This is a genomic window from Amycolatopsis mediterranei, assembly GCF_026017845.1.
Taxonomy (GTDB): Bacteria; Actinomycetota; Actinomycetes; order Mycobacteriales; family Pseudonocardiaceae; genus Amycolatopsis; species Amycolatopsis mediterranei.
Map to the genome: position 1 here is coordinate 2,831,989 of NZ_CP100416.1, position 16,885 is coordinate 2,848,873.

Here is a 16,885-nt window from a genome sequence, read left to right on the forward strand (position 1 = left end):
ATCGGGGCCTGTGGATCCCGGTACGCCGGTCCGGCCGGCTTGGCTGGACATCTGGCACAACGCTCCGGGTTCCCAAAACGTTCCCGGCTCGTCATAGGAGAAGACGGATGCGGGAGCGATCCGGTTGCTGAACCAATGCTGAGCTTTTGCTGAGAACGTTCCGTGACCGGGGAACCTGAGAATTCCATATGAATCCGGTCAGAAACTGAACCGGTCCATCCATGCCCCCGCCGCCACCCGCAACGGAGGCGCTGCGCGCCGCAGTGTCTTTTCTGGATGGTCTAGACCTCTACGAGAACCGTGAACGGACCGTCGTTCACGCTGGAGACCGCCATCATGGCCCCGAAACGGCCCGTCGCCACCGTGGCCCCGCGACCGCGCAGCTCGGCCACGACGGCGTCCACCAACGGCTCCGCGACCTCCGGCCGGGCGGCCTGCGTCCACGACGGCCGCCGCCCTTTCTTCGTGTCGCCGTAGAGCGTGAACTGGCTCACCACGAGCAGCGGGGCATTCGCCGTGGCGCATGATTCCTCGTCGCGCAGCACCCGCAGTTCGTGCAGTTTGCGAGCCATCGTGGCGGCCTTCGCGGCGTCGTCGCCGACGTGAATTCCCAGCAGCACAAGCAAACCCGGCTCGGTGATCGCCCCGGCGACCGCGCCGTCGACGGTCACGTCCGCCCGCGTGACGCGGGCCGCGACCGCCCTCACCGGTCCGCCGGGACGAGCATGCCGTGCCGGACGAGCTCCCGGACGACGGGCAGCGCGGCGGCCGCCAGCTCCGTCGAGGACAGGCCTTGCGCGGCCGCGAGGAGCTCGATCAGGTCCTCCAGCGGCAGCGCACCGCGGCAGCCCGCGAGCAGCCGGGTCGCCAGCTCGTCGACCTCGTGCTGCCAGCCCGGCCCGTCGGTGCGGTGCAGCCGCCGGACGGTCGTCGCCCAGCCTTCGTCACCGGGTTCCTCGACGCTTTCGAGCAAAACCGCGTCGGGCACCACGAACCGGACATCGAGCAGCGAATCACCCGATTCGCGCAGCCAGTGCACCCGGTCCAGCCAGCCCGCCGCTTCCGGGCCCAGCGGGTCGTCGTAGGCCTGCCGCAGGTCCTCGCAGACGACGGTGGGGGTCCGCCCGGACGCCCGCCGCAGTGTGACGAACCCGAACCCGATGCCCCGGACGTCGTTGGCGGCGAACCAGTCGAGCCACGCCGCCGCCTTCGCCCGGCCCTCGGGCGAGCGCGGGTCGAGACCCGCGTCCCGCAGCCACGTGCCGACGTAGAGCGCCGGATCGGCGACGTCCCGCTGGACGAACCACGCGTCGGTCTCCGCGGGCAGCCAGCGGCTCACCCGGTCGGCCCAGTCCTCGCGGGAGGTGTGCAGCCAGGACGCGAGCAGGTGCCCGGTGCCGCCGTCGTTCAGGAAACCCGGCAGCTGGCGCACGACCAGCGCGCTCGCGTCGTCGCCGGCCAGCCCGGAGTCGCGGTAGGTGTAGTCGACGCGGGCCGGGCCCACCACGAACGGCGGATTGCAGACGACCTGGTCGAACTTCCGCCGCGCGACCGGTGCGAACCACTCCCCGCGGACGAGTTCGACGTCCAGCTCGTTCAGCCGGAAGGTCGCCGCGGCCAGGGCGAGGGCCCGCGCGGAGACGTCGGTCGCGGTGACGCGCTCGGCGTGCCGGGTGGCGTGCAGCGCCTGCACGCCGTTGCCGGTGCCCAGGTCGAGCAGCGTGCCGACCGGGCGGCGGCTCGTCGCGCGGATCAGCGACAGCGACGCGTGACCGACGCCGAGCACGTGGTCCTCGGGCACGGTGGTGCCGAGCACGTCGGCGTCGAGGTCGGACACGACCCACCAGGAACCCTCTTCGTCGCCGTGCGGCCGGATGTCCAGCGCGGCCCGGTAGCCGCCGTCGGCCGCCGACAGCACGCCGGCGGAGACGGCGTCCTCGGGCGCGAGCGGCGCGAAGGCGGCCTTGACGGCGGTCTCCGGCTCGGTGCCGCCCAGCAGGAACAGCCGGATCAGCGTGCCGAGGTCGCCCGCGTCCCGGCTCGCGCGTTCGGCGGGCACCGGCTCGCCGCGGCCCAGCGCCGCGTGCGCGGCCCCGCCGAGGGCGGCCACCACCCCGTCGGCGTCGTAGGCGGTGCGCCGGAAGGCCTCGCGCAGCCGCGCGCAGACGTCGTCGGACAGGTCGGACAATCCACTTCGCGTGCTCACGGTGGGTAATGCTGCCACGATGGCCCCCGTGACCCTTGAACGCGTCCTCGCCCCGCTCGACGCGGCGCTGCCCGAACTGGAAGCGCTGTACATCGACCTCCACCGGCACCCGGAGCTGTCCTTCGCCGAGACCCGGACGGCGGCGGAGCTGGCCCGGCGGCTGGAGGGTGACGGCTACGAGGTGCACACCGGCATCGCCGGCACCGGCGTGCTGGGCGTGCTGCGCAACGGCGAGGGGCCCACCGTGCTGCTGCGCGCCGACATCGACGCGCTGCCGGTCGAGGAGAAGACCGGGCTGTCCTACGCCAGCACGGCCCGCGGCACCGACGAGCACGGCAACGACGTCCCCGTCATGCACGCCTGCGGGCACGACATGCACGCCACCTGGCTCGCCGGCGCCGCCGCGCTGCTCGCGAAGGGCCGCGACACCTGGGCCGGCACGCTGCTGGTGGTGTTCCAGCCGGGGGAGGAGGGCGCGGGCGGGGCCGTGGCGATGGTCCGCGACGGCCTGTTCGACATCGCGGGCAAGCCCGACGTCGTGTTCGGGCAGCACCTGGTCCCCGGCCCGGCCGGCTGGGTGCTCACCCGGCCCGGCGTGATCATGGCCGCCACCGACACGCTGCGCGTCACCCTCCACGGCCGCGGCGGGCACGGCTCGCGCCCGGAGACCACCGTCGACCCGGCCGTGCTGGCCGCTTCCGTGGTGCTCAAGCTGCAGACGATCGTGTCGCGCGAGATCGCCGCCACCGAATCGGCCGTGGTCACGGTCGGTTCGCTGCACGTGGGCACCGCGAGCAACGTGATCGCCGACGACGCCGTGCTGGAGGTCAACGTCCGGTCCTTCGACCAGGCCGTGCGCGAGCGGGTGCTGGCCGCGGTCGAGCGGATCGTCCACGGCGAGGCGGCCACGGCCGGGGCGCCGAAGCCGCCGGACATCGAACGGACCGGCGCGTACCCGATCACCGAAAACGACGAAGCCGCCAACGAGGCGCTCACCGAGCTCTTCCGGGCCCGCTTCGGCGCCGACATCGTGCTGCCCGCCCCGCTGGTCACCGGCAGCGAGGACTTCAGCGAGTTCGGCCGCGCGGCCGGCGTGCCCTCGGTGTTCTGGCTGGTCGGCGGCTACGACCCGCAGACGGTGATCACCGCGATGACCGACGGCCGGTTCGAGCGCGACATCCCGTCCAACCACTCGCCGCGCTTCGCCCCGGTGCTGCACCCGACGCTGCGCACCGGCATCGAAACCCTCGTCGTGGCCGCTCTGAGCTCTTTGGGGCCGAGCCCCAAACCCCAGCCGGGGGGCAAGCCCCCCTGGACCCCCCAATGACTTCCGGGCAAGATGCGTAACCCCGGTGTCGGATGAACCGCGCAAGTGGGACGATGGACAGCGGAGGTGGTGCAGTGACCATGCCCGCCAACGACTCGGACCCGGTGCTGATCACCGGGGCGGCCCCGTCGTACGAACAGCAGCTCGCCACGCGCAAACGCAAGTACGTGATCATGATGGTCTGCCGCATCCCGTGCCTGATCGCGGCCGGGCTGACCTACCACGTGTGGTGGCTGGCGCTGGGCTTCCTGGCGATCTCGGTGCCGCTGCCGTGGATCGCGGTGCTGATCGCCAACGACCGCCCGCCCCGCAAGTCCGAGCACGTCTCGACCTACCAGCCCGAGGCGAAGGCGATCGAAAGCACCACCCACCGCGTCATCGACGGCTGAGGCTCAGCCCGGCTGCGTCAGATCGGCTGGGGGCCCACCTTCCCGACGGCGAGCGCACCCAGCCGCGTCCCGTGCCGCAGGACGTCCACAGTGGACTCCCCGGCCAGCCAGCCGGTGAGCACGCCCGCGTCGAAGGCGTCGCCCGCGCCGGTCGAGTCGACGCAGTCCGCCTCGACCGCGGGCACGCTCGTGACGCCGCCCGCGTCGACCCAGCTGGCCCCCGCCAGCCCGGCGGTGACGACCACCGCGCCGACCGTGCCGAGCAGTTCCTTCGCCGACGCCGGGTCGGCCGAACCGGTCAGCGCGACCAGCTCTTCGGTGTTCGGCATCAGCAGGTCGATCCCGCGGACGTCGGCCAAGAACGCGGCCGGGTCGGTGATGTGCGCGGCGGCTTGCGGGTCGACCGACGTCGTCAACCCCGCCTCCTTCGCCGCGGCCAGTGCGGCGAGACCGGCGGCGCGCGACGGCGGGTCGAGCAGCACGTAGCCGGACAGGTGCAGGTGGCTCGCCCCGGACAGCGCCTCCGGGGTGACGTCCTCGGGCGCGAAGCGCTGGTTCGCACCGCGATCGGCCAGCATGCTGCGCTGCCCGGACCCGTCGACCATGACGACGACGCAGCAGGTCGGCGCCTCGGGGTCGACGGAGAACGCGCACCGCACGCCCGCCGCCTCCAGTTCGGCCCGGATGAGCCGCCCACCCGGGTCGTCGCCGATCCGGGCGAGCAGCGTCGTCTCCGCGCCGAGGTGCCGCAGCCACAGCGCCGTGTTGGCGCCGGCGCCGCCGCCGGTGAACCGGATCTTCGCGCGGGCGTCGCCGCCGTGCGGCAACGGCTTGTCGTGCCGCGCGATCACGTCGAGGGCCGCGTCGCCGACCACCACGATCCCACTCATACCAGCGCCACCGCGACCTCGGCGGCCAGCTTGGCGTTGTTCAGCACCAGCGCTTCGTTCGCGTCGATGCTCACGCCGCCGCTCGCGGTGTGGAAGTGTTCCAGCAGCACCGGCGTGACGTCCGCGCCGTGCACGTCCCGCTCTTCGACGAGCGCGAGGCCCTCGGCGAGCAGCCGGTCGTGCAGTTCTTTGTCCATTTCGGACGCTTCCGGGATCGGGTTTGCCAGCAGGACACCGGACTTCGCGTAGGCGCGGTGCGCGTCGATCACGGCGGCGGCCCGCTTCGGGTCGTCGACCCGCCAGCCGACCGGGTGGCCCGACGAGCGCAGGTAGAACGCCGGGAAGTCGTCGGTGCGGTAGCCCAGCACCGGCACCGAGTTCGTCTCGAGGACCTCGAGGGTGGCCGGGATGTCGAGCACCGACTTCACCCCGGAGCAGACGACCACGGTGGGCACCTTCGCCAGCACGCCGAGGTCCGCCGAGACGTCCCAGCTCTGCGCGGCGCCGACGTGCACGCCGCCGAGCCCGCCGGTGGCGAACATCCCGATCCCGGCCGCCGCGGCCAGCGCCGACGTGCTCGCCACGGTCGTCGCGCCTGAGCGGCCGAGGCCGACGGCCGGGCCGAGGTCGCGCAGCGAAAGCTTGTCCAGCCCGGCGTCCGGGGCGCAGACGCGCTCGAGCTCGGCGGGGGAGAGGCCGACGACGACCCGCCCGTCGAGCACCGCGATCGTGGCCGGGACGGCGCCGCCGTCGCGGACCACGCCTTCGAGACGGCGGGCGACGTCGAGGTTGCGGCCCGGCGGCAGGCCGTGGGACAGGATGGTGCTCTCCAGCGCGACGACGGGGTGCCCGTCACGCAGCGCCGAGGCGACCTCTTCGTGCAGCGAGAGTGCGGTAGTCACGAGAGACCATCATCGGTGATCGCCCCGCGCGCGGCGCCAGTGGGTCAGCTCGGCGGTCAGGTTCTTTTCGGCGGCGCTCGCCCAGCGTGTCCGTGCGGTTTCACTGCGGTAGAGCGGCCGGGACAGCATGCGCTCGAGGACGGCGATGCGCCCTTCGCGCCAGACGTCGTCGGGGTACTTCGCGTACTCCTCGCGCACTCCGCGGGCGTACACCGCGTACTGCGCTTCGGACGCTCCGAGGATGGCGAGATCGGCGTCGAGGAGGGCGGTGGCCAGCAGGTCGTCCGGCGGTGCGTCGTGCCCGATCGTGGCGAGGATCAGGCCTTCGACGCGCTCGACATGCGCTTCGGCCACTCCGTCGAGGGCTTTGCGGGCCCAGGCGGCGCTGGCGCGTTCGTCTTCGCCGGGCTTCGCGTCGTAGACGACGTCGTGCGTCCAGGCCGCGATGGCGAGGATCGCGCGGTCGGTTTCCGCGAGGCCGTCCGCCAGCCAGGCGGAGTCGCGCGCGACGGCGGCCGCGTGGGTGAGCGTGTGGTAGCGGCGGTGGGGCTCGGCGTACCGGGCTTCGAGCCGCGGCCAGGCAGCGGACGTGCCGCCGAGCGCGGCGACCGCGTCGGGCCACTGCATCAGTCGAAGATCCCGCGCGGGCGCGCCACCTGGTCGAGCCAGTCCTCGAGCTGCTGCTCCCACCGCACGTCCGGCTGCACGGTGAACATCCCGAGGAAGTCCTGGCCGCGGCCGCCGAAGCCGCCGGTCTTGCTCACGCGGACCCGCTTGGTGACCTCCAGCACGACGTCGGTGCGCTCGGCCGACGTCAGGAAGGTGACCGCGACCTGCGAGAAGACGCCGGCGAAGCGCGGTGAAGGCGTGAAGCGGATCTCCTGGAAGAACGGCAGCTGCTGGCGGGCGCCGTCGACCCGGCCCTGCTCGAGAACCGCTTCGCGGAAGGTGAAGCCGAGCCGGCTCAGCGCGTCGAGGATCCGCTTCTGCGCCGGGAGCGGCTCGATCGCGACGGCGTCGGCGTCGAACGGGTCGCTGACCGCGGCGGCCAGGTCGAGCTCGGCCCGGACGCCGACGGCCATGCCGGCCAGCGGCTTGGCGTAGACGCTGGTCACCGGCGTCTCCCAGGGCAGCGGCACCTCGAACGGCACCCGGATCTGCTGCCCGGCCCGGATGACTTCGCCGCCGACCAGCTGCCGGGTCTCGAACGGGAGGTCTTCGGTCCGGTCGCCGGGCACCCCGACGCGGGCCAGCAGCGTCACGGCGAGCCCCTTGATCTCCTGGTCGACCTCGCCGCCGAGCAGCAGCACCTCGCCGCGCAGCGGGCGGCCGGGGGCGGCGGTGGAGTCCAGCAGGCGGGCGTCGATCCGCGCCCCGCCCGAGCCGAACGTGGCGAGCACCTTCTGGAACATGCGGCCGATCCTGCCAGGCCGGGGGGCCGATCGCGGGAGGTTCGGCGGGACTCGGGCACAATGGGACGGGTGAGCACCGAGACGCTGACGAAGCCGGAAACCACGCCCGAGGGCACGGACACCACCGACGACGACACCCCGAAGATGTTCCACTACGTGAAGAAGAACAAGATCGCCGAGAGCGCGGTCATGGGCACTCACGTGGTGGCGCTGTGCGGCGAGGTCTTCCCGGTGACGAAGTCGCCGAAGCCCGGGTCGCCGGTCTGCCCGGCCTGCAAGGAGATCTACGACAGTCTCCGTCCGGGTAAGTGAGCCCGGCCTGAACCCCGGCGGGTGAGCCCGCCGGGGCTTTCTGGCGTCTTGATTCGGCACTGCCGGAAACGGACAGATAGCCGAACAAACGTGAAAAACCTTCATTCGGCGGGTGTGCCGGGTGCGGGAGTGCTGGTAAATCCTCCGTGCCAGGTTCCCTCACCCACCGGAGTCGCACATGCGCAGAACCGGGATTGTGCTCACCCTCGTCGCCCTGCTCGCCGTGGTCTCGCCCGCGCTGGCCCAGGCGGTCACCGGCTGGACGGAGGTCGGCTCCGACAACGCCCGCGCCCTCGACGAGAGCCAGGGCCTCGCCACCATCGTGCGCCCCTCGGGCACCACGATCCGCTACACCGGGGTCGGCACGATCCCGGCCGACCTGAACTCGCAGGGCTGGAACCACGTCGGCGACCCTGGCTCGGCCCAGGGTTGGTACGTCGAGCCCTACCAGCGTGACGACCGCGGCGCGAAGCTCTTCCGCGTCCAGGCCCCGGACGGCTCGTGGGCGAACTACCAGCACAACCTCGAGTCGTGGGAAGCGAACAACAACTCCTTCGCCGCGGTGTCGCCCGACGCGCGCTGGCTGGTGGCGGGGGAGTGGGGCACGATGGACCGGCTCCTGGTGCACCCGATGCCCGGCGTGGTGGCGACGAACCCGGCGCAGAACCTGCCGTACGCGGCGGCGATCCGCCTCGACCACCCGGTCCGCGACGTCCAGGGCTGCGACTTCCAGACCGCGACCCGCCTGCTCTGCGCGTCCGACGACCCGGACGGCAGCCTCTTCGGCACCACGAAGCCGCTGCTGCAGGTCGACCTGGCCGGCCCGCTCTCCGGTTCGGACGTCACCGCCCACGTCACCTCACTCGGCCAGCTCCCGCTCCGCAGCGGCTGCAGCGGAACGTTCGAGGTCGAGGGCCTCGACTTCGACGAGCGCGACAACACCCTCCGCGTGGTGGTCATGGCCCCGAGCATCTGCATCCTCTGGGACAGCAAGACCTACCGCTTCCGCCAGTAACGGCGAACACGCGTACCCAGACGGCGAACATGCGTATCCGAACGGACGACACGCCGGACCTGGGATGGTCCGGCGTGTCGTCCATCTGCGTACGCGTGTCGTCCGCCCAGGTACGCGTGTCGTCCGTTCAGGCGGTCGGGGCGGGGTCCAGGGACTCCGATTCCGGGGCCTGGGCCGGGGTGCGGCGGGCTTCGCGGCGGGCCTTGCGGCGTTCCTTGCGGGTCTCGACCATCGTGTAGAGGGTCGGGACCAGGACCAGGGTCAGCAGCGTCGAGCTGACCAGGCCGCCGATCACCACGATGGCCAGGGGCTGGCCGATGAACCCGCCCTGGCCGGTGATGCCCAGCGCCATCGGGACCAGCGCGAAGATCGTCGCCGCCGCGGTCATCAGGATCGGCCGCAGCCGGCGCCGGCCGCCTTCGGTGACGGCGTCGGCGACGCTCATCCCCTCGGCGCGGTACTGGTTGATCAGGTCGATCAGCACGATCGCGTTGGTCACGACGATGCCGACCAGCATCAGCATGCCGATCAGCGACGGCAGGCCGAGCGCGGTGCCGGTGGCCAGCAGCAGCCCGATCGCGCCGGTCGCCGCGAACGGGATCGACACGAGCAGGATCAGCGGCTGGATCAGGCTCCGGAACGTCGCCACCATGATCAGGAACACGATCGCGATGGCCGCGAGCAGCGCCAGGAACAGGTTCGAGAACGCGTCCTGCTGATCCTGGCTGACGCCGCCGAGTGAGTAGGCCGCCCCGCCGGTGAACGTCAGACCGTCCAGTTTGGACTTGATGTCCGCGGTGGTCTTGGTCAGGTCGGCACCGGTGTTCTTCGCGGTCACCGTGGTGCTCAGGTCGCCGCCGGTGCGGTGCACCGACGCCGGGCCGTCCACAGTGGACACCTTGGCCACCTCGTCGAGCCGGACGACGCCGCCCGGGCCCGGGATCGGCAGGCCCTTCACCTGGTCGACCGTGACCGGGGCCGTTCCGGCGCGCAGCACGACGTCCGTGCGCTGCCCGTCGACCGGCAGCTGCGTCACGGTGCGCCCGGCGATCGCCTGGTTGGCGATCTGCCCGATGGTGCTCGCCGACAGCCCGCGCGCCGCGGCCGCGGCGTCGTCCACCTCGACCTGCACCCGCGGCGAGCCGACGCTCAGGTCGCTCGAAACCTCGGTCAGCCCGGACACCCCGCGCAGTGCCTGCGCCACCTGGTCGGACGCCGGCTTCAGCGCGGCCTCCGACGGCGCGGTCACCGTCACCGAGACCTGGTCGGAGTTGAACCCGGACGCGTCCGCGCCGATCTTGATCTCGCCCAGCTCCGGGCGCGAAGTCAGCTTCGACCGCAGCCGGTCCGACAGGGCGTCGAGGTCGGTGTCCTTCGCGACGGTGACCGAGATGCCCGTGTTGGTCCCGCCGCCGAAGCCGAACGTCCCGCCGCCGCCGATGCTGACCTGGTAGGTCCGCACCGCGGGCTCGGCCGCGAGAGCCTGCTCAACCGCCGTGGCCGCCTTCTCCTTGGCGTCGACGCTGGTGCCCGCGGGCAGCTTCTGCGTCATGTTCAGCGTGGTGCCGCCGGACTGGTCGAGGAAGTTGGTGTTGAGCCGCGTCGCGAGCCCGACCGTGCCGGCGAAGATCAGCAGGGCCAGCAGCACGACCGTCAGCCGCCGCCGCGTCGCGAACCGGATCACCGGCAGGTAGGCGCGCTGCAGGAGGCTGCGGCGCTCCTTCTCGACGGCGGCTTCGCGCGCCCGCTCGGCCTCGACGGCGTCCGCCGGGACGGCCGGTGGCTTCAGGAACCAGAACGCGAGTACGGGAACCACGGTCAGCGACACGAGCAGCGAGGCCAGCAGCGCCACCGTCACGGTGATCGCGAAGGGCGAGAACAGCTCGCCGACGAACCCGCCGACGAACGCGATCGGCAGGAACACCGCGACGGTCGTCAGCGTGGACGAAGTGACCGCGCCGGCCACCTCGCGGACGCCGTCGAGCACCGCGCGCTGCTTCTCCTCGCCGTAAGCGAGATGTCGTTTGATGTTCTCCAGCACGACGATCGAGTCGTCGACCACCCGGCCGATCGCGATGGTCAGCGCGCCGAGGGTGAGCAGGTTGAGCGACAGGTCGCCGGTCCACAGCGCCAGCAGCGCGACGACCACCGACAGCGGGATCGACACCGCGGTCACCAGCGTCGAGCGCACCGACAGCAGGAACAGCAGGATGACGAGCACGGCGAACGCCAGCCCCAGCAGGCCTTCGGTGGTCAGGCCGCTGATCGCGTCCTTCACCGGGGTGCCCTGGTCGAACACGACGCTCATCTCGGCGCCGGTCTTCTTCGCCAGATCCGGCAGCTTGTCCCGGACCGCCTGGGAGATCGCGACGGCGTTCCCGTTCTCCACCATGGTGATCGAGAGGCCGAGGCTCGGCTTGCCGTTGGTGCGCGTGATCGACGTCGGCGGCGCGAACCCGGCCTGGACGTCGGCGACGTCACCCAGCTTCACCGGACCCCGGGCCGGGGCGCCCGCCCGCGCGGTGGCACTCGGGGTCAGGTAGAGGTTGCGCAGACTGTCCACAGTGGTCTGGCCGCCGCCGACCTGCACCGACAGCGTCTTGCCGTTTTCGGTCAGCGTCCCCGCCGGTACCGCGGCCCCCGCCGTCTGCAGCGTGGTCGCGATCGACGACGGGTCGACACCCGCCGCGGCGAGCTTCGCGTAGTCGAGCGTGATGGTGACGCGCGGCTGGCGCACGCCGGTGACGGTGACGGTGCGGACGCCCTCGATCTTCCGCAGCTCCGGTGCGACCTGGTCGGTCAGCGCGGGCGCGAGCGCCTGCGGGTCCCCGGTGGTGCCCGCGGCGACCAGCGCCACCGGCAGGTCGTCGGTGCTGCCCGCGGACACGGCGGGCTCGCTGTTCTGCGGCAGCCGCGCCCGGACCTGGTTCACCACCTGCTGGATCTGCGAGACGGCGGCGTCGATGTCCGTGCCGAACTCGAACTGCGCGACGACCCGCGAAACCCCGTCCGACGACGTCGAAGTGACCTGCTCGAGGCCCTTCAGCCCCTGGAGCCCGCCTTCCAGCGGCTCGGAGACCTGCCGGTCGACCGCGTCCGGCGACGCCCCCGGGTACGCGGTGACGATCTGCGCCTGCGGGAACTGCAGGGACGGGAACAGCTGTTGTTTGAGCTGCGGCAGCGCGAAGGCACCGAAGCCGACGATGACCAGCGCGAGCAGGCCGATCAGGCTCCGGTTGCGCAGGCTCAGTCTGGCCAGCACGGACATGACGTGAAAACCCCCTAGAGAATGACGTAGAAGGCACAGTGGCCCCCGCCGGCGTCAACGGCGCGCTGAGCCTTTCACGTCGTTGCTGAGAACGACTCAGTCTGAGGGTGGATTCCGGGTCGTCCCTTCGGTGGACCCGCGACCCCGAGCTGCGCTGGGTGCCGGTTCCGGCGCGCTCGGTGACGAGCCGTCCTCTTCGGACGCCTCGGACGCCTCGTGACCGTTGTCGGTGACGTCTTCGGCGTGCGGGCGCCGCAGCGGCGTGGTCGAGCGGTCCCACAGCTTGCGGCCCTCCTCCGTGCGCAGCCGCTCGGAGGCGCGTTCCATCTCGAGCCGCCGCCACTTGCGCCGCTGCCGCCGCGTCGCCTTGGCCGGCCACAGTTCCTGGATCGCGCTGTTGAAGTACGCGCCGCCGACCACGGCCAGCCCGATGAAGAACATCAGCAGCAGGAACGCGATCGGCGCGGCCAGCGCGCCGTAGGTGTAGCCGGTCTTGGTGATCCAGTTCAGGTAGACGCGCAGGCCGACCGAGGAGAGCAGGAACACGACCATGGCGAGCACCGCGCCCGGCAGCCCGCGGTGCCACGGCAGCTTCCGCGGCAGCGCGAGCTTGTACAACGTGGTCAGCGCGAGGGTGATCATCGCCCCGAGGGCCGGGAAGTACAGCGCGCTCACCCACGACGTCACGGTCGGGCGCCACGCGGTCGGGAAGAACTCCGGCAGCAGGTCCGGGCCGATCGCCAGCAGCGGCAGCCCGACCACCAGGATCACCAGGCCGCACAGGTAGAGCAGGAGCGCGAAGATCCGCTGCCAGACGTCGTTGCGGACGCCGTACTGGTCGTGGGCGACGGTGATCGCGTCCACGAACGACGACATCGCCGACGAACCCGCCCAGAGCGAGATGAGGAAACCGACCGACACGATCTCGCCCTTGCCGACGGTGAGGATGCTGTTCACGGTCGGTTCGATGATGTCGTGCACGGCGTTGGCGCTGAAGACCGTCCGGCAGAAGCCGATGATCCGGTCGTGCACCGCGGCGACCACGTCCTGCCCGAACCACTCGCCGACGAAGCCCAGGCTGCCCAGCAGGCCGAGCAGCAGCGGCGGCAGCGACAGCGTCTGCCAGAAGGCCGCCTCGGCGGCCTCGGAGAAGATGTTGCCTTCCCAGGCCTTGGCGAACGTGCGCGTGACGAGCCGCCACGGCCCCTTGCGGGCCACCTTCGTCGCTGCGGACGGCTGCACCTCACCCATGACGTGTCCAGCATGGTCCATCCGTGCTGATTTGGCTCGTCACACCCCCTGCGGCCGGGCGTGTCGGCGAACGTCACCCGTGCCGGTGCCGGGAACTGTCGGACCCGGCCGGTAGACTCGCCCCAGTGCCCTCACCGCAGTCGCCGACCGGTCAATGCCGCAGAAGTCGGTACCACAGTGAGGGTTTTCGCACGTCACAGCACTTGAGGCAGTCGAGGCAGTTGAGCGAGGGGGAGGACCGGCGATGACGGAGACGCAGCTCGGGGCGCCTCCCGCGGAGAAGGACTCGACCGCGCGCCCGCTGCGGGCGTGGCAGCGGCGGGCGCTCACCAAGTACCTGACGCGCAAGCCCAAGGACTTCCTCGCGGTGGCGACGCCGGGGGCCGGCAAGACGGTGTTCGGCCTGCGGATCGCCGCGGAGCTGCTCAGCGACCGCACGATCGAAGCGGTCACCATCGTCACCCCGACCGAGCACCTCAAGCACCAGTGGGCGGCCTCGGCCGCGGCGGCCGGCATCGCCATCGACTCGAACTTCCGCAACACCACCGGCGTCACCTCGTCCGACTACAACGGCGTCGCGCTGACGTACGCGCAGGTCGCGGCGCACCCGACGCTGCACCGGGTGCGCACGGAGAACCGCAAGACGCTGGTCATCCTCGACGAGATCCACCACGGCGGCGACGCGAAGTCCTGGGGCGACGCGATCCGCGAGGCGTTCACCCCGGCCGTGCGGCGGCTGTCGCTGACCGGCACCCCGTTCCGGTCCGACGACTCGGCCATCCCGTTCGTGACGTACGAGCCGGACGCGGGCGGCTTCCAGCGCAGCAAGGCCGACCATTCGTACGGCTACGCGGACGCGCTGGCCGACGGCGTGGTCCGGCCGGTCGTCTTCCTGGCGTATTCGGGCGAGGCCTCCTGGCGCACGAGCGCGGGGGAGGAGTTCACCGCCCGGCTCGGCGAGCCGCTGACCGCGGAGCAGAACGCCCGGGCCTGGCGCACGGCGCTCGACCCGGCGGGCGAGTGGATCCCGGCGGTGCTGCAGGCCGCCGACACGCGGCTGTCGCAGGTCCGCCAGAGCGTCCCGGACGCCGGTGGCCTGGTGATCGCGACCGACCAGGAGTCGGCGCGGGCGTACGCGAAGATCCTGGAACGCCTCTCCGGGGAGATGCCGACGCTGGTCCTGTCGGACGACCCGAAGGCCTCGGGGCGGATCAAGGAGTTCTCGGAGACGAACGAGCGCTGGATCGTGGCGGTCCGGATGGTCTCCGAAGGCGTCGACGTCCCGCGGCTGGCGGTGGGCGTGTACGCGACGAGCGCGTCGACCCCGTTGTTCTTCGCCCAGGCGATCGGCCGGTACGTGCGGGCGCGCAAGAAGGGCGAGACGGCGAGCGTGTTCCTGCCGTCGGTGCCGGTGCTGCTGGAGCTGGCCAGCGAGCTGGAGGCCCAGCGCGACCACGTGCTCGGCAAGCCGCACCGGGAGAAGGAAGGCTGGGAGGACGAGCTCCTGGCCCAGGCCAACCGCACCGAGGACGAGCCGGGCGAGGAGGAGAAGGCGTTCACCTCGCTGGGCGCCTCGGCCGAGCTCGACCAGGTCATCTACGACGGCAACTCGTTCGGCACGGCGGTGTTCTCCGGCTCGGACGAAGAGCAGGAGTACCTGGGCTTGCCGGGACTGCTGGAGCCGGACCAGGTGCGGGCGCTGCTGCGGAAGCGGCAGGAAGAGCAGATCGCCGACGAGAAGCGCCGCAAGCCGGCCAAGGAGGAAGCCCCGCCGCCGACGGCCCGCCCGCAGTCGGTCAGCGAGCGGCTCGGTGCGTTGCGCAAGGAGCTGAACGCGCTGGTGGGGATGTACCACCACCGGACGAAGAAGCCGCACGGCGCGATCCACAACGAGCTGCGGCGGGTCTGCGGCGGCCCGGTGACCGCCATGGCGACCGTCGAGCAGCTCGAAGAGCGGATCGTCACGCTGCGGTCCTGGTGAGGTCGGCCGGTTCCGGTGCCCTGTCGCCCGGCAGGCTGAAGTTCCGGTGATCACCGTCCGTCTCCGGCGGGGCGGGATCACTCCACGGCCAGGACTGTGACGCTGTGTATCCCGCTGTCACGAGCGGGCTGCCCCTCGGTCCCCCGCCGGATGGGCCTCCCGGGCACCTCATCGCCCCGATTTCGCAAGTCGGCGACCAATCGCGCCGGCGAGCGGTGGATCGGCCACGGCTTGCGCTCGGTGCACACGACCGGAGCAACCCGGCGCCCTCATGAAACATCGATGTAACTTACCGTGAGTGCTGGCGATCACATCGTCAGCGGATCTACTCTTTCCGGGCGAGGTTCAGCCCGTGTTGCCGAACCGTGTCCAATTGGTGTCATTTAATCGATCCAGCTATCTTCCCCGCAGCCGCTCAGCGGCATATGTTGTCGCCCACAACATATGCGCGATGGTGCGCCGGGCCTCCCCGGATCACCGTCCCGCGGGCCCGAAGCACACGCCGACGGCCACTCGTCACCAATGCTTGGATCCGGAAGGAACGAGGATGCGCAGCAGAACCCTTACCCTCCTCGCCGCGACGGTGAGCGCCGGCCTGGCGCTGACCGCCTGTGGCACCAACAGTTCGAACAGCGGGGGCACGGGGAGCAACTCCGCTTCCTCGTCCGCCCCGGCCGCCGGTGGTGGCGCCAACGGCAAGGTCGGCGTCATCCTGCCGGAGACCGCCAGCTCGGCTCGCTGGGAGGCCTTCGACAAGCCGATGCTGCAGGCCGCCCTCGCGGCGCAGGGCTTCGACGCCGACGTCCAGAACGCCCAGGGCGACGCCCAGAAGTTCACCACGCTGGCCGACGGCTTCATCAGCTCCGGCGTCAAGGCCCTGATCATCGCCCCGTCCGACCCGGCCGTCGGTGCCGCGGTCGAGTCCAAGGCGAAGGCCGCGGGCATCCCGGTCATCGACTACGACCGCCCGAGCCTCGGCGGCAGCGCCGAGTACTACGTCTCGTTCGACAACGAGAAGGTCGGCCAGCTCCAGGGTCAGGCCATGGCCGACGCGCTGAAGGACAAGGCCGGAGCGGGTGTCGTCCAGATCGAGGGCGCCCCGACCGACAACAACGCCACGCTGTTCACCAAGGGCCAGGACTCGGTCCTCGAGCCGCTGTTCTCGGCGGGCACGCTGAAGCGGATCCAGAAGCAGCCGATCAACGACTGGGACAACCAGCTCGGCGGCACGACGTTCGAGCAGATCTTCACCGCCAACGGCGGCAAGGTCGACGGCGTCGTCGCGGCGAACGACGGCCTGGCCGGCGCGGTCATCACCATCCTCAAGAAGAACGGCCTCAACGGCAAGGTCCCGGTCACCGGCCAGGACGCCACCGCCGACGGCCTGATGGCGGTCATGCGCGGCGACCAGTACATGACCGTGTTCAAGCCGATCAAGGAAGAGGCCGAGGCGACCGCGAAGCTGGCCGCCGCGCTGGCCAAGGGCGACAAGGCCGGCGCCGACGCCATCGCCAAGGGCACGCTGCACGACCCGAAGGGCAACCGCGACATCAAGTCGGTGCTGCTCACGCCGACGACGATCCTGGCGAAGGACATCAAGACCGTCGTGACCCAGGGCTACGTGAAGGCGGCCGAGATCTGCGGTGGCGACCTCGCCGCCAAGTGCACCTCGCTCGGCATCTCCTGAGCCCCCCGGGTACCGATCCGGCCAAAAGTAGGCCGCCGCCCGAGCGGAACGTAACCGTTGCTACGGGTCGATTCGGCCGTGGCTGTGGTCGGATCGGTACCGAACGGCGCAGTACCCCATGAACAGCCGGGGCGGGGCGCGCCCCCCCCCCGCGCGCGGCGGCCCCCGGCCCGCCCCCGGGCAAACCGCAACCGGGAGGGGACCCTTCAGGAGGTGAAGAGGCCCGGGCACAGATTTTATCGGCG

At 71.5% G+C, this 16,885-nt stretch carries 14 protein-coding genes; 6 read left to right on the plus strand and 8 right to left on the minus strand.

The genetic code is table 11. The features are described 5' to 3' along the window. Positions 1-281 precede the first annotated feature (281 nt). Together dtd and ISP_RS13585 are read right to left on the minus strand one after the other, a co-directional pair. Positions 282-707: a D-aminoacyl-tRNA deacylase gene (gene dtd / locus ISP_RS13580; RefSeq protein ID WP_013224440.1), complete on the minus strand. Its 426-nt coding sequence runs from the start codon at positions 705-707 to the stop codon at positions 282-284. Then, on the minus strand, positions 704-2,206 hold the full coding sequence (locus ISP_RS13585) for a DUF7782 domain-containing protein (RefSeq protein WP_176742165.1): 1,503 nt from the start codon (positions 2,204-2,206) through the stop codon (positions 704-706). The genes dtd and ISP_RS13585 overlap by 4 nt, the downstream gene beginning before the upstream one ends. A gap of 28 nt (positions 2,207-2,234) precedes the next feature. Between ISP_RS13585 and ISP_RS13590 the strand changes: the two genes are divergently transcribed. Further along, the gene (locus tag ISP_RS13590; RefSeq protein ID WP_013224442.1) at positions 2,235-3,533 is read left to right on the plus strand and encodes an amidohydrolase; all 1,299 of its coding nucleotides are present in this window, start codon (positions 2,235-2,237) and stop codon (positions 3,531-3,533) included. Positions 3,534-3,607: 74 nt separating this feature from the next. Continuing rightward, positions 3,608-3,922: a DUF3099 domain-containing protein gene (locus tag ISP_RS13595; protein ID WP_013224443.1), complete on the plus strand. Its 315-nt coding sequence runs from the start codon at positions 3,608-3,610 to the stop codon at positions 3,920-3,922. A gap of 17 nt (positions 3,923-3,939) precedes the next feature. Here ISP_RS13595 and ISP_RS13600 read toward each other — a convergent pair whose 3' ends face one another. From ISP_RS13600 to ISP_RS13615, 4 genes are read right to left on the minus strand one after another with little or no spacing between them, the layout of a single operon-like run. Continuing rightward, positions 3,940-4,812, minus strand: a complete 873-nt coding sequence (locus ISP_RS13600; RefSeq protein ID WP_014466843.1) for a carbohydrate kinase family protein — start codon at positions 4,810-4,812, stop codon at positions 3,940-3,942. Beyond that, positions 4,809-5,714 (minus strand): pseudouridine-5'-phosphate glycosidase, encoded by a 906-nt coding sequence (locus tag ISP_RS13605; protein WP_013224445.1) that lies wholly within the window; start codon positions 5,712-5,714, stop codon positions 4,809-4,811. Before ISP_RS13605 ends, ISP_RS13600 begins: the two co-directional genes overlap by 4 nt. A 9-nt stretch (positions 5,715-5,723) precedes the next feature. Beyond that, the gene (locus tag ISP_RS13610) at positions 5,724-6,341 is read right to left on the minus strand and encodes an HD domain-containing protein (RefSeq protein WP_013224446.1); all 618 of its coding nucleotides are present in this window, start codon (positions 6,339-6,341) and stop codon (positions 5,724-5,726) included. Beyond that, a complete protein-coding gene (locus ISP_RS13615) occupies positions 6,341-7,126 on the minus strand; it encodes a sporulation protein (protein WP_013224447.1) in 786 nt (261 codons plus the stop codon). The genes ISP_RS13610 and ISP_RS13615 overlap by 1 nt, the downstream gene beginning before the upstream one ends. A 69-nt stretch (positions 7,127-7,195) precedes the next feature. On the opposite strand from ISP_RS13615, the gene ISP_RS13620 reads away from it, so the two are divergent. Both ISP_RS13620 and ISP_RS13625 read left to right on the plus strand, forming a co-directional pair. Next, positions 7,196-7,438, plus strand: a complete 243-nt coding sequence (locus tag ISP_RS13620) for a DUF3039 domain-containing protein (RefSeq protein ID WP_034284335.1) — start codon at positions 7,196-7,198, stop codon at positions 7,436-7,438. A 178-nt stretch (positions 7,439-7,616) separates the two neighbouring features. Further along, the gene (locus tag ISP_RS13625; RefSeq protein ID WP_014466844.1) at positions 7,617-8,453 is read left to right on the plus strand and encodes a hypothetical protein; all 837 of its coding nucleotides are present in this window, start codon (positions 7,617-7,619) and stop codon (positions 8,451-8,453) included. Positions 8,454-8,580: 127 nt separating this feature from the next. Here the strand turns inward: ISP_RS13625 and ISP_RS13630 are convergent, their stop codons facing one another. Both ISP_RS13630 and ISP_RS13635 read right to left on the minus strand, forming a co-directional pair. Beyond that, entirely contained in the window at positions 8,581-11,721 is a 3,141-nt protein-coding gene (locus ISP_RS13630; protein WP_013224450.1) for an efflux RND transporter permease subunit, read from the minus strand. A 96-nt stretch (positions 11,722-11,817) separates the two neighbouring features. Next, a complete protein-coding gene (locus tag ISP_RS13635; RefSeq protein WP_013224451.1) occupies positions 11,818-12,972 on the minus strand; it encodes a YihY/virulence factor BrkB family protein in 1,155 nt (384 codons plus the stop codon). Positions 12,973-13,216: 244 nt separating this feature from the next. Here ISP_RS13635 and ISP_RS13640 point away from each other — a divergent pair, with 244 nt between their 5' ends. Then, entirely contained in the window at positions 13,217-14,953 is a 1,737-nt protein-coding gene (locus ISP_RS13640) for a DEAD/DEAH box helicase (RefSeq protein WP_013224452.1), read from the plus strand. A gap of 547 nt (positions 14,954-15,500) precedes the next feature. Next, the gene (locus ISP_RS13645) at positions 15,501-16,640 is read left to right on the plus strand and encodes a sugar ABC transporter substrate-binding protein (protein WP_013224453.1); all 1,140 of its coding nucleotides are present in this window, start codon (positions 15,501-15,503) and stop codon (positions 16,638-16,640) included. The last annotated feature ends 245 nt before the right edge of the window (positions 16,641-16,885 follow it).